Source organism: Catellatospora paridis, from assembly GCF_009720365.1.
Classification (GTDB): domain Bacteria; phylum Actinomycetota; class Actinomycetes; order Mycobacteriales; family Micromonosporaceae; genus Catellatospora; species Catellatospora paridis.
In genome coordinates this window covers 265,541-280,473 of sequence record NZ_ML769317.1, presented here as the reverse complement: position 1 = coordinate 280,473, position 14,933 = coordinate 265,541, and the positions used below count along the sequence as shown (strand labels likewise).

Sequence of the window (14,933 nt, the reverse complement as noted above, 5' to 3'; positions counted from 1 at the left end):
CCCCGCCCCGCCCGCGCCCCCCCCCCCCCCCCCTCCTGCGGGGGGGGGGGGGGGGGGCGGGCCCCCCCCCCCCCCCCCGCCACCGTAGATCGGGTCAGGCCCGGTGCAGCACGATCAGTTCGGCGTCGTGCTCGGCGGTCCACTGCACCGGCAGGCCGACGGCGCTCAGGTGGCTGCCTGAGTACTGCTGCTCACCGTGGCGGTAGACGTCCCGGTGGCCGAGGCCGCGCAGGGGCAGCCGCACCGGCCGCGACGGCAGCAGTCCGGGGCCGTCGAGGCGCCCGGTGTGCCAGGCGAGCACGACCACGGTCGCGCCGTCGGGCGAGGTGTACTGCACCGCGCAGCGGGCCTGGTCCGGGCCACCGATGAGGTGCACCTCCCCGCGCATGATCACGTCGCGGATCTGCTTGTACCGCGCGATCCACGCGTTCGCCTCGGCGCGCTGCTCGGTGCTCCAGTGCCGGATGTCCGCGCCGATGCCGAGCACGCCCGCCATCGCCAGCACGAACCGGAACGCCAGCGAGCGCGGCCGCGGGTCGAACAGGCCGGGCGCGTCGGTGACCCAGGAGCTGAGCAGGTGCGGCGCGTTGGCGTGCAGGAACCCGTGCTGGATGGCGAGGCGGTCCAGCGGCCCGGTGTTGTCACTGGGCCAGAACACGTCGGCGCGGGCGGCCATGGCCAGGTCGGTGCGGCCACCGCCGCCCGCGCACGCCTCGATGATCACGTCGGGGTGGTCGCGGCGCAGCTGCTCGTAGATGCGGTGCAGGTTGGCCACGTGCGCGCCGTCGAGGTCGACCCGAGCGACCGCACCGGGCCGCCCGGGTTCGGTGCGGGGGCGGTTGAAGTCCCATTTCAGGTAGCCGATGTCGTGGCGGCGCAGCAGGCCGTCGACGGTGCTGTGGACGAACTCGGCGACCTCGAGCCGGCCGAGGTCGAGCAGCAGCTGGTTGCGGACCAGGGTCTGCGGTCGGCCGTCGACGGCGTACACCCAGTCGGGGTGTTCGGCGTAGAGCTGCGACGCCGGGCTGATGCACTCGGGTTCGACCCAGAGCCCGAAGGTGAGTCCCATAGCGCGGATCTCGGCGATGAACGCGTCGAACCCGTCGGGGAACTTGGCGTCGTCGACACTCCAGTCGCCGAGCCCGCCGCGGTCGTCGTGGCGGCCGATGAACCAGCCGTCGTCGACGACGAACGCCTCCGCACCGATCTCGGCGGCGGTGCGGGCCAGCGCGAGCTGGTTGCCCGCGTCGACGGCGAAACCGGTGGCCTCCCACGAGTTGTAGAGCACGGGACGGACCCGGTCGAGCCGGTCGCCGGCGAGTCCACGCTGGTAGGTGTGCCAGACCCGGGCGAGGCCGTCGAGGCCTTCGTCGCTGTAGGCGCCCGCGACCACCGGCAGGGCCAGCTTCTCGCCGGGGGCCAGCGTGAGCGGGCCGTCGGTGAGGTGGCGGCCCGCGGTGACGCGGGTCAGGCCGCCGGTGTCGCGCTGGGCGCTGATCTCCCACGAGCCGGTCCAGGCCAGTGCCACGGCCCAGGCCGGGCCGGTCTCGTCGGCGCTGTCGCGTACGGCGAGCCAGGGCACGAACAGGTGTCCCGGCACGCCCTGCGCGCTGCCTACGGTGAACCGGCCCTGGCCGAGGTCGACGTGGTCGAGCTGGAACTCCTGCGCCCACTGGCCCCACTGGTAGCTGACCCGGCCGCCGTGCGGGGTGGGCACGTTGAAGCCCGCGGACGCGGCGTGGACCAGCCGCAGCGCGGTGTCGCCGGTGTTGTGCAGTTCCACCCACCGTTCGACGACGTCGGTGCCAGCGGCGAAGCGGTAGCGGTGCTCGGCGTGCAGGCCGGTGACCCGGTCGGCGAAGGTGACCCGCAGCTGCCGGTCGTCGCCGGTCGCCTCCTGGAAGGCCCAGGACACGCGCCGGTCGCCGTTGGGCAGCTCGACGACCAGTTCCGCACCTGCGAACGGGCGTACCGCGTCGGTGGCGTATTCGACCGGGGCGTAGTCGCCTGCCGTGAGGAAGGGTGTCGGCCCGGTGTAGGCGACCGGTGAAGGTCCCTGCGCCACGCCGTGCGGACCCCAGCTGACGAGTTCGAGCCAGCGGCCGTGGTCGGGCACGGCAACGGTGTACTCGGTGTGCTCGCCGCGCAGCGTCCACTGTCGGTTGCTCATTTGACTGCTCCGATCGCCAGGCCCGAGATGAAGTGGCGCTGGAAGCCGAGGAATACCGCGACCGTCGGCACGGCGGCGATGACCGTCCCGGCGGCGATGACGCTCCACGACGACACGAACTGCCCTTGCAGGCCGAGCAGCGCCGGGGTGACGGGCATGTTGCCTTCGGTGCGGATGACGGTGATCGCCCACAGCAGGTCGTTGAAGATCCAGGTGAACGACAGCGCGCCGAGTGCGGCCAGAGCCGGTCTGGTCAGCGGCAGGATCACCCGGGTGAAGATCTGCCCGACGCCTGCCCCGTCGATGGTGGCGGCCTCCTGGATCTCGTTGGGTAGGTCGCGCATGAAGCCGTGCAATACGAAGGTGTAGAAGCCGAGGCCGAAGCCGACCTGTACGGCGATGAGCGCCCACAGGGTGTCGTACAGGCCGGTGAGCTCGCTGAACTTGCTGACCGGGATGAGCACGATCTGCGGTGGGAGCAGGTTGCCGGCGAGCATCAGCAGCAGGATGGTGCGCCGGCCGGGGATGCGGAACCGGCTCAGGGCGAAGGCCGTCATCGCGGCCAGGCCCAGGCTGAGCAGGACCGCGGGCACGGTGACCAGCAGGCTGTTGATCAGGGCCTGCAGCTGGCCGCCGTCGGTCCACGCCTGGACATAGGTGTCCAGGGTGAAGGAGTGCGGCAGGCTGCCGACCCCGTTGGTGGCGATGTCGTCGAAGGTGCGGGTGGACAGGACGACGACCCAGATGATCGGGCCGAGCCACAGCAGCGACACCAGGATCATGGCGGTGTGGTAGCCGCCGGTGCGCAGTCTGCCCATCATGACTCCTCCCGGAAGGCGCGAACCAGGTAGCCGATGATGACCGCGAGCGCGAGCAGGAAGATCACCACGGCGATCGCCGAGCCGTAGCCCAGGCGCAGGCTCTGGAACGCGGCCGAGTACATGTAGGTGCTCAGCAGTTCCGAGGAGTGGTACGGGCCGCCGCGGGTCAGCGCCCAGACGATGTCGAAGGAGCGCAGCGAGTCGATGACGATGACCGACAGGATGACCGCGTTGACGCCCTTGAGCTGGGGGATGGTGACGTGCCAGAGCCGCTGCCAGTTGTTGGCGCCGTCGACCTTGGCCGCTTCGTGCACGGCCGGGTCGACGGCCTTGAGGCCGGCCAGGTAGAGCACCATGATGTAGCCGATCTGCCGCCACAGCGCCGGAATGATGACGGCGTAGAGCGCGGTCTCGGGGTCGGCCAGCCACGGCCGGATGAGGTGTTCGAGCCCGACCGCGGTCAGCACCTGGTCGACGAGCCCGTCGGGCTGGTAGAAGACCCGCCAGACGAGTGCCGTGACCACCATCGAGAACACGACCGGCAGGAACAGCGCGGCGCGGTAGATGCCGACGCCGCGGCGCTCGCGCTGCAGTGCCAGCGCCATGCCGAAGCCACCGAGGATGGACAGGCCGCCGAAGAGCACCAGCCACAGAACGCTGTTGCCGAGGGCGCCCCGGAATACCGGGTCGCCGGCCAGCTCGACGTAGTTGTCGAAGCCGACGGGTACCGGGGCGGACAATCCGTCCCACCGCGTGAACGAGAAGAAGACCCCTTGGATCGCGGGCCAGAACACCCAGATGCTCTCGATCGCGAACGGCACCAGGACGAAGGTCAGCAGGAGCGGCGACGGTCGGAACGACCGCCGCCGCCGTGCAGTGCTGTTGGTGGAGATGACCGTGGTCACATCAACCCTTGAAGACCTTCTCGGCGTTCTTCTGCCACTCGGCGAGGATCGCGTCGATCTGGTCGGGCTTGTCGATGAACCGGGTCAGCGCCGTGTCCGCGGTGGGTTGCAGCGCGTCGCTGGAGTCGCGGTTGAAGAACTGGGTGAGTTCGGCGGCGCCGGCCAGCATGGCCTTGCCCTTGGCGACCAGCGGCATGTCGGCCGCCTTGGCCTTGGGGTGGGCGGGCAGGATGATGCCGGAGCTGTTGGCGACGTAGGTCTCCTGCGCCTCCACGGAGGCCGCGTAGGCGAGCAGCGCCTTGGTGGCGGCCGGGTTGGCCGACTTGGCACTGGCGAAGAAGCCGTCGGTGGGCGCCTCCTCCGCGACGGGCACCGCCGGGTCGATGATCGGGAACTGGAAGAAGTCGAGGTCTTCCACCACGTCCTTGGCTGTCGCGTCGGCGAGGAAGGTGCCGATGAGGAACATGCCGGTCTTGCCCGCGAGCAGGGCGGTGGTCGCCTCCTGGAACGGGTACGCCTTGCCCTTGGGGTCGAAGTAGGGCAGGGCCTCGCGCCACTTGGTGAAGACGGCCTTGACCTTGGGGTCGTCGAAGCGCTGCTTGCCGGCGAGCAGTTCGCGGTGGAACGGCGCGCCGTTGATGCGGATGTTGAGGTAGTCGAACCAGGCTGAGGCGACCCACGGGGTGTCGCCCAGGCCGATGCCGATCGGCGGGATGCCCTTGGCCTTCAGGGTCTGGCACAGGGTCATGAACTCGGCCCAGTTCGTCGGCGGCTGCACGCCCCACTTGGCGAAGTTGGACTTGCGGTAGAAGAAGCCCCACCAGTAGTTGTTCATCGGCACGAAGACCTGCTTGCCGGTGGCGTCGGTGGCCAGGGTGCGCAGCGACTGGGGGTAGTCGCCCATCCCCTGCCACACCTCGGACACGTCGAGCAGCAGGTTCTTCTCCGAGTACGCGTTGGCGACGGATCCTGCGTACCAGGTGTAGAGGTCCGGCGGGTTGGCCGAGCTGAGGTAGGTCGGCAGCTGGGTGCGGAAGATCTCCGTTGCGACGGTGTTCAGCGACGCGGTGCCCTTGCCGAGCTTGTTGAAGTCGGCGATGAGCTTCTCGACGCCGGACTTGGCCGCGCCGGTGAGGTTCGACTGAAGGGTGATGGCGCCACCGGTGGTGGGGGTGCCGCCCGTACCGGCGGAGCTGGCGCAGGCGCTGAGTAGGGGGCCTGCGCTGAGGGCACCGACGCCGGCGAGGCCGAGGCCGAGCAGCCGACGACGACTGGGATCGAAGTCGCTCACTGAGGACATCCTTCCTGAGGGATGCGGGGGGTGACTGTGCGTATGTCGATCACGTAAATCCGTATGACGAACAGGTTGCATCGCGGCCCGGCGGCTGTCAAGATATCTTCGTAATTAATGATTAGATCTCTGGTGGGGATCACTACTCCGGCAGATGGGGAGCCAGTCTATGCGCGGCCTGAACGGCAAGAGTGCCCTGATCACAGGGGCAGCCGGCGGCATCGGCGCGGCCACCGCCCGCCGGCTCGCCGCCGAGGGCGTCGCCATGGGCCTGCTCGACATCGCCGAAACGGGCACGCTCGCCGACGAGATCAACCGCTCCGGGGGGCGCGCACTGTCCGTGACCGTCGATGTCTCCGACGAGGCCGCCTGGACCGCCGCGGCCGCCACGGTCCGCGCAGCGTTCGGGCCGATCGGCATCCTGGTCAGCAACGCCTACGCCGTCGAGGTCACCCCGGCCCACCTGACCAGCCGGCAGTCCTGGGACCACCAGCTCGCCGTCAGCCTCACCGGCACCTTCCTCGGCGTGCGCGCCTGCCTTCCCGACCTGCGCGCCGAGCGCGGCGCGGTCGTCGTCGTCTCCTCCGTGCACGCCCTGGTCGGCCTGCCCGGACGGCCCGCCTACGCCGCCGCCAAGGGCGGCCTGGTGGCCCTGGCCCGCCAGCTCGCCGTCGAGTACGGTCCCGAGATCCGCGTCAACACCGTGCTGCCCGGCCCGATCCTCACTGCCGCGTGGGACGACGTGTCCGAAGCGGACAGGCGGGCCAGCGTGGCCGAGACTGTCGCCAAGCGGTTCGGCACCCCCGACGAGGTGGCCGCCACGATAGCGTTCCTCGCCTCCGCCGACGCCGCCTTCGTCACCGGCACCAGCCTGGTGGTCGACGGCGGCTGGACCGCGACCAAGGCCTCGGCCTGACCTGACCGGCACCGACGAGCGAGAAGGCGCGAAGCATTGGGACAGTACACAGGACGCGGCGTCCACGGGCAGACCGTCGAGATCATCGCCGGGCGGATCCTCGCCGGCGAGATCGCCGAAGGCGCGACGATCAACCTCGCCGCGTTGCAGGCCGAACTCGACATCAGCCTCACCGTGATGCGTGAGGCGCTGAAGGTGCTCACCGCCAAGGGCCTGGTCGACGCCCGCCCGAAACGCGGCACGTTCGTGCGCCCCCGTGCCGCCTGGAACCTGCTCGACGCCGACGTCATCCGCTGGCAGTTCGCCGGCGGCGCCGACGCCTCACTGCTCGACCAGCTCCACGAGGTGCGCGCCATCATGGAGCCCGCCGCCGCGAAACTCGCCGCCGCCCGCGCCACCGACACCGACCTGGCCGCGCTCGACGACGCGCTCGCCCAGATGGCCGCCGCCCACGACGACCCGGCCGCCGCCGTCGCCGCCGACCTGAACTTCCACCGCGCGCTGCTGCACGCCGCCCACAACGAGTGGCTCGAACGGATGAAGGTCGTCATGGAGACCGGCCTGGCCGAACGCGACAAGCTCGTGCACGGCGCGCAGCACCACGACGACCCGGTCCCCAGCCACCAGGCGGTGGTGGCCGCCATCCGCGCCCGCGACGCCGCGGCCGCCGAACGTGCCATGGGCGACCTGCTCGACAAGGCAGCACAGGACGTGGACCACGTCCGCAAGAAGAAGGACAACCGGTGAAGATCGACCGTATCGAGACCTTCCTCGTCGCGCCGCGGTGGCTGTTCTGCCGCGTGCAGACCGACGACGGGCTGGTCGGCTGGGGCGAACCCGTCGTCGAAGGACGGGCCGAAGTCGTCCGCGCCGCCGTCGACACGCTGGCCGAACTCCTCATCGGCGAGGACCCGCTGCGTATCGAACACCACTGGCAGATCATGACCAAGGGCGGCTTTTACCGCGGCGGCCCCGTGCTGTCCAGCGCCGTGGCCGGGCTCGACCAGGCCCTGTGGGACATCGCCGGACAGGCGTACGGCGCACCCGTGCACGCCCTGCTCGGCGGACCCGTCCGCGACCGCGTGCGCATCTACGCCTGGATCGGCGGCGACGACCCGTCCGAGATCGGCGAGCAGGCGGCCGCGCAGGCCGCCGCCGGAATGACCGCGGTCAAGATGAACGCCTCCGGGCGGCTGTCGCCCATCCCGACCTCCGCCGAGGTCGACGCCGTCGTCAGCCGGGTCGCCGCCGCCCGCGAGGCCCTCGGCGAGCACCGCGACATCGCCGTCGACTTCCACGGCCGGGCCGGTGCCGCCGCCGTACGCCGCATCCTGCCCGAGATCGCGCCCCTGCGGCCGTTCTTCGCCGAGGAGCCCGTGCTGCCCGACCTGGCCCACCGCCTGCAGGACATCGTGACCTGCTCCCCCGTGCCGATCGCCACCGGCGAGCGGCTCTACGGCCGGGCCGAGTTCCTCGCCCCGCTGCAGGCGGGCGTCGCGGTCGTGCAGCCCGACCTGTCCCACGCGGGCGGCATCTCCGAGGTGCGCCGCATCGCCTCGCTGGCCGAGACGTACGGCGCGGTGCTGGCCCCGCACTGCCCGCTGGGCCCGATCTCGCTGGCCGCGAGCCTGCAGGTCGCGCTGGCCACCCCGAACTTCCTGATCCAGGAACAGAGCATCGGCATCCACTACAACCAGGGCAGCGAACTGCTCGACTATCTGGTGGACCCGGCCCCGTTCGCGTTCGTCGACGGGCACATCAACCGCCTGGACGCCCCTGGCCTGGGCATCACCGTCGACGAGGCCGCCGTGCGCAAGGCCGACGCGACCGGCCACGCCTGGCGCAACCCGGTCTGGCGGCACGACGACGGGTCCTTCGCCGAATGGTGACCGACGCACCCGTCGCACTGCGCGCCGTGCTCGACCCGGCCCACGGCGGACGCTGGACCAGCCTGTCCGGCGGCGGCCGCGAATGGCTGTGGCACCGGCCCGGCACCAGCCGCGACACCGTCGCCCCCGGTGACGACTTCGTCGACGCGGGCGGCCTGGAGGAATGCCTGCCGACGGTCCGCGGCCTGCCCGACCACGGCGACCTCTGGTCCCGCCCCTGGCAGCGACACCCGGTCGACGTCAGCCTCGGCGACGGACCCGGCCGTCTCGTGGCCGGCGGCGGACCCGGTGGCCTCGTGGACGGCGACGAAGGCAGCGGCGCTCCCGCAGACCTGCGCGAGCCGACCGACCCCTACGGCACCATGACGATCGTCCGGCCCGCCTTTACCCTGACCCGGCGCGTACACGAACGCTCCGGCGCGATCATCGCGGACTACACGCTGGCCGCCGACCCCGGCTACCGCTTCCTGTGGGCCGCGCACGCGCTGCTCGACCTGAGCCCCGCCGCGCGCCTCGACGCCCCTGACCGCACCACCACCAGGCTGTACCCGGAAGCCGCGGCGCTGCTGGCCGAGCCGTGGCCCGACGATCTTCCCTGGCGCGAAGGCTCCTGGCCCGCACCGGCCGGGCTGGCCCTGGACCAGCTCGGCCCCGACGACGGCACCGCGCTCGGCGCGATCCTCACCGACTGCCCGACCGTGCACGTCACCGACGGACCCGACCGGCTCACGCTGCACCTGGACTGCGACGACCAGCCCCGCTCCACCGCCCTGTGGCGCAACCTGCGCGGCTGGCCGCAGCCCGGCCCCTACCGCAGCATCGGCGTCGAACCGATGCTCGGCTCCGTCTTCGACCTGGCCGAGGCCCGCCCCGGCGACGCCGCTACCGTGCCCGCATCCGGGCAGGTCAGCTGGCGGCTCACCATCACCGCTCACCGCCGCGGAGGCACCACCCCATGAACCTGCTCGACACCCTGCGCACCCACCGGCTGCTGGCGATCGTGCGCGGCCCCGACCCGCAGGCCGCCGTCGATAGCGTGCTCACCCTCGCCGACAGCGGCGTCAACCTGATCGAGGTGTCGCTCACCGCGGCCGGGGCGCTGGACACCATCGCCCGCGCCCGCGCCGCACTCGGCCCCGCGTTCGCGCTCGGCGCAGGCACGGTGCTCACCGAGAACGACGCCCGCCAGGCCGCCGACGCCGGCGCGACGTTCCTGGTCACCCCCGCCATCGCGCCGAGCCTGGCCGAAGCCGCCCGCCTCGGCCTGCCCGTGCTCGCCGGGGCGCTGACCCCCAGCGAAGTCGTGCAGGCCACCCTCGCCGGTGCGGCCGCGGTCAAGCTGTTCCCCGCCTCCATCGGCGGCCCCGGCTACCTGCGGGCGCTGCGCGACCCGTTCCCGCAGACCGCGTTCGTGCCCGTCGGCGGCGTCGACGCGGCCCTCGCCCCGCAGTACCTGCAGGCCGGTGCCGTCGCGGTCGGGGTCGGCTCGCCGCTGCTCGGTGACGCGGTGCGCGGCGGCGACCTGGCCGCGCTGCGCGAGCGCGCCGCGGCGTTCCTGGCCGGAGCGGCCGCATGACCGACGTGCTCACCCTCGGCGAGACCATGGCCGCGTTCCGGATGGCCGGGCCGCTGCGCCTGGGCGGCCCCGCGCACCTGTCGGTCGCCGGATCCGAGTCCACCGTCGCGATCGGGCTGGCCCGGCTCGGCCACCGCGCGAGCTGGCTGGGTGTCACCGGGGCCGACGAGCCCGGCGAACTCGTCCGGCGCAGCCTGCGCGCCGAAGGCGTCGACATCGGCCTCGCGCGCGTCGACCCGCACGCGCCCACCGGCCTGATCCTGTTCGAGCCCCGGGTCGGCGACCTGACCCGGGTCACCTACCACCGCACCGGCTCGGCGGGCTCCCGGCTGAACGCCGACGATGTGCACCCCGCCTTCGCCGCCGACCGCACACCGCGGATCCTGCACGTCACCGGCATCACCTGCGCACTGGGCGACGACCCCTACGCGGCGGTGCGTTACGCGGTCGGGCACGCCCGGGCCGCGGGCAGCCTGGTCTGCCTCGACGTCAACCACCGCACCCGGCTGTGGTCGGCGCAGCGGGCCGCCGCCGCGCTGCGACCGCTGCTGGGCTCCCTCGACCTGGTCGTCGCATCCGACGATGAGCTGGCGGTGCTCACCGACGACACCGACCCGGTCGCCGCGCTGCTGGCAGCGGGCGTACGCGAAGTGGTCGTCAAACACGGCGCGGGCGGTGCCACCAGCCACGGCGAGCACGGCACGCTGCACCGGCCCGCCAGGTCCGTGCCGGTGGTCGACACCGTCGGCGCGGGCGACGCGTTCGTCGCGGGGCTGCTGTCCGGCGTGCTCGACGGCGTCGACACCGCGGCCCGGCTCGACCGCGCCGTCACCGTCGGCGCATTCGCGGTCGCCACCCGCGGCGACTGGGAAGGGCTGCCGTTCCGCGACGACCTGGCCATGCTCGACCGCGAACCCGGCAGCGCGATCCGATGACGACACAGGAGCAGACCGTGCTGGGTGAACCGATCACGTGGAGCGAGGACCGCCTCGAACTGGGTGAGGGCGCCCGCTGGGTCGACGGCCGTCTCGTGCTCGTCGACCTGCTCGCCGGGCGGCTGCTGGAGACCGGCGGCGACGCGCCCGGCCCGCTGCGCGAGCTGTACCGGCTGGACCGGCCGCTGGGCGCGGTGGCACCGGTGGCCGGGCGGCCGGGCCGGTGGCTGGCCGCCGCCGGGACCGGCCTGGCCCTGCTCGACGACGGTCAGGTCCGCCCGCTGCTCGACCTGGAGTCCGGCAATCCCGTCCCGGCGCGGATGAACGACGCGGTCGCCGACCCGCACGGGCGGTTCTGGGCCGGGAGCATGACCTATGACGCCACACCGGGCGCAGGCACACTGTTCCGCCACGACCACACGACGCAACCGGCGGTCACCGGCCTGACCATCACCAACGGCCCGGCCTTCGACGCGACCGGCACGGTGATGTACCTCGCGGACACGCCGCTGGGCCACGTCGACCGGTTCACCGTCGACCCGGCCACCGGCGAGCTGTCGGAGCAGACACCGTTCCTGCGGTTGCCCGCCGCGGACGGCTTCCCCGACGGCATGACCGTCGACGCGGCGGGCAACCTGTGGGTGGCGCTGTGGGGCGGCCACGCCGTACGCCGCTACCGGCCCGACGGATCGCTCGACCGCCAGATCCGGCTGGGTGCGGCCCAGCCGACCAGCGTGTGCCTGGGCGGCCCGGACATGCGGCGGCTGTTCATCACGACGGCCAACTACGGGCTCACCGAGCCGGGGCCTGTCGACGGCGCGCTGCTGGCGGTCGACGTCGACATCGCCGGCCTGCCCGCGGCCGCCGCGTCGTGGACGGGCCTAGGCTGAACAGTCGGCGGCCCCGCAGCGATCCGCACCGGCGAGACCTGGCCGGCCTGCGCCCGCCTCCGCCGGTCCGACGCCCCCCGCTTCGTCAAGTGAGCGGAGGGCGGATCATGCCCGGACCAGGGCCGGGCGACTTGACCTTGACGTAGCGTCAACGTCTCTAATAGGGGCATGCGAATCGGCGAGCTGGCCGCGCTGGTCGGGGTGACCACCCGGACCGTGCGGCACTACCACCACCTCGGGCTGCTGCCCGAGCCCGAGCGGACCCCCGGCGGCTACCGCGAGTACCGGGTGCGCGACGCGGTCCTGCTCGCCCGGGTCCGCCGGCTCGCCGAACTCGGCCTGTCCCTCGACGAGATCCGCGACGTGCTCGCCGACGACCAGGGCCGCGAGCTGCGCGAGGTGCTCACCGAGCTGGACGCCGACCTGGCCCGCCAGCAGGACGCCATCGCCGCCCGCCGGGCCCGGCTGGCGGCGCTGCTGGCCGACGCCGACCTCAACCCCGACACCACGGTCGCCCCCGACCTGGGGGACCTGCTGCACGACCTCCATCCGGCAGGCTCGGCGTTCGCCGCGCTCGACCGCGACCTGATCTCGCTGATCGACACCGGTGCCGACCCGGCCGCCCGCGAACAGATCATGGCGATGTTCGCGCCGCTGGCCGGGCCGGATGCGCGGGCCCGGGGCCACGCCCTCACCGCACGCATGGACGCGATCGCCGGCGCGGACCCGGCCGATCCGCGGGTCGCGGTGCTCGCCGCCGACCTCGCGGCCCACCTGCCCGCCGAGATGGCCGCGGCGATGGTGGCCAGCCTCGACGAGGCGGAGACCGGTCGCTGGCTGGACCTGATGACCTCTGAACTTACCCCCGCCCAGGCCGAGGTGCTGCGCCTGATGGTGACGACCTTGAAGGAACGCACATGATGCTGAAGATCGCCCGGGCCACCCTGTTCGCGATGGTGCCGGCGGAGGTGGTGCTCGCCGTCCTGCTGGTGTCCGGCGTCGCGGTGCCGCGCCCGGTCCTCGCCGGCGCCGAGCTGGTCGTGCTGGCGGTGCTGTTGCTGCAGGCGCTGGTGTTCGGGCAGCGCTACCGCGCCCTGCGCTCCGACGGCACCGGTCGACGGGCGGCGCTGCGGGGCGCGTACGAGCAGATCGTGCCGGAGAAGGTGCGCCGGATCATGGGCTTCGACGCCAAGGGCATGGTCAGCATGGTGCTGTGGGTCGGCCGTCGCCGGCACGGGGTGCCGCCCGGCGCGGTGGCCCTGTCGTACCACCGCGAGCAGACGGTGCTCATGTTCGGGTTCCTGTTCGCCTGCGTGATCGAGCTGGTCGCCGTGGAGATCCTGCTGCGGTCGCTGGACGCCCCGGTCGGGCTGCGCGCGGTGGTGCTGGCATTGGACGCGTACGGCATCCTGATCGCGCTGGCCGTCATCGCCAGCTACGTCACCCGCCCGCACGTCGTGACCGCTGACGAGCTGCGCGTGCGCTACGGCGCGTTCTTCGACCTGCGGATCCCGCGCCGCCTGGTCACCGGGGTGCAGCACAAGCGCAACTACAACGAGACCGGCATGATCAAGATGGATGGCGAGACCATGGCCCTGTCCGCGAACAGCCAGACCAACCTGATCGTCGAACTCGCCGAGCCCGTCGTCGCGGTACGCCCGCTGGGACGGCGCGAGCAGGTCCGCGTACTGCGGTTCTTCGCCGACGACCCGTCGGCCGCCCTCGACGCGCTGCGGCCGGTGCGCCCGGCGGCGGCCGCAGGCCCGGCCGCTCGGGCATCTGCCTGAGGGCCGGGTCTGCGGTCGCCGTGCACACCGGTCGGCGCGGCCGCCTGCGTCACCGTCCGGCGCAGGCGGCCTCCAGCGCGGTCAGGTACGACCGGGCCCAGGTCTGGATGTCGTGGTCGCGTACGTGTGCCCGCATGGCCGCCATCTGCGGACTCGGCTCGCTCGGGTCGGCGGCGAGCGCCTCGACGAGGGTGTCCTTGAGCCCCTCCACGTCGTGCGGGTTGACCAGGTACGCCTGCGTCAGCTCCGCGGCGGCCCCGGCGAACTCGCTGAGCAGCAGCGCGCCGCAGCCGTCGACCCGGGCCGCGACGTACTCCTTGGCGACCAGGTTCATGCCGTCGCGCAGCGGGGTGACCGCCATGACGTCGGCGGCGCGGTAGAGCGCGGCCAGTTCGGTGCGGTCGAACACCTGGCTCAGGTAGTGCACCGCGGCGACGCCGAGCCGGCCGAAGTCGCCGTTGATCCGGCCGACCTCGCGCTCGACCCGGTCGCGCAGCAGCCGGTACTGCTCGACCCGTTCCCGGCTCGGGATCGCGACCTGCACCAGCACCGTCTCGGGAGCCTTGAGCCGGCCGTCGGCCAGCAGCTCGCGGTAGGCCTTGAGCCGGTGCTCGATGCCCTTGGTGTAGTCGAGCCGGTCGACGCTGAGGATCACCCGCTGCGGGCTGCCGAGGTCGGCGCGCAGCTTGGCGGCCTTCTCCACGACCTCGTCCTGGCTGGCCAGCGCCTCCATCTCCGCGGTGTCTATCGACACCGGGAACGCGCCGGTGTAGGCGATGCGGCCGTCGACCTGCACGCCGCGTTCGTCGACGGTGATGTCGAGGACCTTCGCGGCGAGCTGGTGGAAGTTGTGCACGGCCTGGGTGCGCTGGAATCCGATCAGGTCGGCGCCGAGCATGCCGCGTAGCAGTTCGGTGCGGCGCGGCAGTTGCATGAACAGTTCCGGGGGCGGGAAGGGCACGTGCAGGAAGAAGCCGATGCGCAGGTCGGGTCGCTGCGCGCGCAGCATCGCGGGCACCAGTTGCAGGTGGTAGTCCTGGACCCAGACGACGGCGCCGTGCGCGGCCACCCGGGCGGTGTGGTCGGCGTAGCGCTGGTTGACCCGCTGGTAGGCCTCCCACCAGCGGCGGTGGTGCACGGCGGGCTCGACGGCGTCGTGGTAGAGCGGCCACAGGGTCGAGTTGGCGAAGCCTTCGTAGTGGTCGTGGACGTCCTCATCGGTCAGTTCCACCGGGATCAGGTGCACGCCGTCGACGTCGGGCAGCGGCGGGGTGGGGCCGGGTTTGCCCGCCCAGCCGATCCAGGTGGCGGGCTTGTTGATCAGCACGGGGTGTAGGGCTTCGCCGAGGCCGCCGGGAGTGCGGCGCCATTCGAAGACCCCTTCGGAGGCGGCGGCGTCGTTGATGGGCAGGCGGCTGGCGACCACGACTAGCGAGGCGTCCCGCATCGGGTGCCCCCTTTCCGGGCTTTCGCGGACATGACGACGGTTCGTGCGATGGTGCGGCATTGATCGGGCCAAGCGAACTTGTATCAACCCAAAGTTACGCCGCGATTACGGAACGCACGTCCTTCATTCGTGCCAGTCTCCACACAGTAACCGCAGTGCCCGGATCGATCCATACGGGTCACCGGATCGTCGTACATAGTGGACAGACCAAACGCGCAGCTCCGATGCGCACGAGCGGGCCACGGCAACGCGAGGCCCCATCCTGCCGGGCCCGGCGGCGACCGGACGGGCCGCTCACTGTCCGCA

General features: G+C 72.3%; 14 protein-coding genes. 9 read left to right on the top strand and 5 right to left on the bottom strand.

All coding sequences use genetic code 11. The annotated features are described in order from the left end of the window. Window positions 1-94: 94 nt before the first annotated feature. Genes F9C41_RS19120 through F9C41_RS19105 form a run of 4 tightly spaced genes read right to left on the bottom strand, consistent with a single transcriptional unit; the run spans window position 95 to window position 5,196 of the window. Window positions 95-2,170, bottom strand: a complete 2,076-nt coding sequence (locus tag F9C41_RS19120) for an alpha-galactosidase (protein ID WP_155388186.1) — start codon at window positions 2,168-2,170, stop codon at window positions 95-97. Further along, entirely contained in the window at window positions 2,167-2,988 is an 822-nt protein-coding gene (locus F9C41_RS19115; protein WP_155388185.1) for a carbohydrate ABC transporter permease, read from the bottom strand. Before F9C41_RS19115 ends, F9C41_RS19120 begins: the two co-directional genes overlap by 4 nt. Beyond that, complete coding sequence (locus F9C41_RS19110; RefSeq protein WP_155388184.1) at window positions 2,988-3,896, bottom strand: carbohydrate ABC transporter permease; 909 nt, start codon at window positions 3,894-3,896, stop codon at window positions 2,988-2,990. The genes F9C41_RS19115 and F9C41_RS19110 overlap by 1 nt, the downstream gene beginning before the upstream one ends. Before the next feature lies 1 nt (window position 3,897). After that, window positions 3,898-5,196 (bottom strand): ABC transporter substrate-binding protein, encoded by a 1,299-nt coding sequence (locus F9C41_RS19105; RefSeq protein ID WP_155388183.1) that lies wholly within the window; start codon window positions 5,194-5,196, stop codon window positions 3,898-3,900. A 160-nt stretch (window positions 5,197-5,356) separates the two neighbouring features. Between F9C41_RS19105 and F9C41_RS19100 the strand changes: the two genes are divergently transcribed. The 9 genes from F9C41_RS19100 to F9C41_RS19060 all read left to right on the top strand — a co-directional run bounded on the left by F9C41_RS19100 (window position 5,357) and on the right by F9C41_RS19060 (window position 13,180). After that, a complete protein-coding gene (locus tag F9C41_RS19100; protein ID WP_155388182.1) occupies window positions 5,357-6,103 on the top strand; it encodes an SDR family NAD(P)-dependent oxidoreductase in 747 nt (248 codons plus the stop codon). A 36-nt stretch (window positions 6,104-6,139) separates the two neighbouring features. Beyond that, the gene (locus tag F9C41_RS19095) at window positions 6,140-6,850 is read left to right on the top strand and encodes a FadR/GntR family transcriptional regulator (RefSeq protein WP_155388181.1); all 711 of its coding nucleotides are present in this window, start codon (window positions 6,140-6,142) and stop codon (window positions 6,848-6,850) included. Beyond that, complete coding sequence (dgoD, locus tag F9C41_RS19090) at window positions 6,847-7,992, top strand: galactonate dehydratase (RefSeq protein ID WP_155388180.1); 1,146 nt, start codon at window positions 6,847-6,849, stop codon at window positions 7,990-7,992. Before F9C41_RS19095 ends, dgoD begins: the two co-directional genes overlap by 4 nt. Further along, complete coding sequence (locus tag F9C41_RS19085; RefSeq protein ID WP_155388179.1) at window positions 7,986-8,951, top strand: hypothetical protein; 966 nt, start codon at window positions 7,986-7,988, stop codon at window positions 8,949-8,951. The genes dgoD and F9C41_RS19085 overlap by 7 nt, the downstream gene beginning before the upstream one ends. After that, the gene (locus tag F9C41_RS19080) at window positions 8,948-9,568 is read left to right on the top strand and encodes a bifunctional 4-hydroxy-2-oxoglutarate aldolase/2-dehydro-3-deoxy-phosphogluconate aldolase (RefSeq protein ID WP_155388178.1); all 621 of its coding nucleotides are present in this window, start codon (window positions 8,948-8,950) and stop codon (window positions 9,566-9,568) included. The genes F9C41_RS19085 and F9C41_RS19080 overlap by 4 nt, the downstream gene beginning before the upstream one ends. Next, entirely contained in the window at window positions 9,565-10,503 is a 939-nt protein-coding gene (locus F9C41_RS19075; RefSeq protein WP_155388177.1) for a sugar kinase, read from the top strand. The genes F9C41_RS19080 and F9C41_RS19075 overlap by 4 nt, the downstream gene beginning before the upstream one ends. Next, window positions 10,500-11,393, top strand: coding sequence for an SMP-30/gluconolactonase/LRE family protein (locus F9C41_RS19070; RefSeq protein ID WP_155388176.1), 894 nt, complete (start codon window positions 10,500-10,502; stop codon window positions 11,391-11,393). Before F9C41_RS19075 ends, F9C41_RS19070 begins: the two co-directional genes overlap by 4 nt. Before the next feature lie 168 nt (window positions 11,394-11,561). Continuing rightward, complete coding sequence (locus F9C41_RS19065) at window positions 11,562-12,314, top strand: MerR family transcriptional regulator (RefSeq protein ID WP_155388175.1); 753 nt, start codon at window positions 11,562-11,564, stop codon at window positions 12,312-12,314. Further along, complete coding sequence (locus tag F9C41_RS19060) at window positions 12,311-13,180, top strand: hypothetical protein (protein WP_155388174.1); 870 nt, start codon at window positions 12,311-12,313, stop codon at window positions 13,178-13,180. The genes F9C41_RS19065 and F9C41_RS19060 overlap by 4 nt, the downstream gene beginning before the upstream one ends. Before the next feature lie 49 nt (window positions 13,181-13,229). Here F9C41_RS19060 and F9C41_RS19055 read toward each other — a convergent pair whose 3' ends face one another. Continuing rightward, window positions 13,230-14,627, bottom strand: a complete 1,398-nt coding sequence (locus tag F9C41_RS19055; RefSeq protein WP_155388173.1) for an alpha,alpha-trehalose-phosphate synthase (UDP-forming) — start codon at window positions 14,625-14,627, stop codon at window positions 13,230-13,232. Window positions 14,628-14,933: the final 306 nt, after the last annotated feature.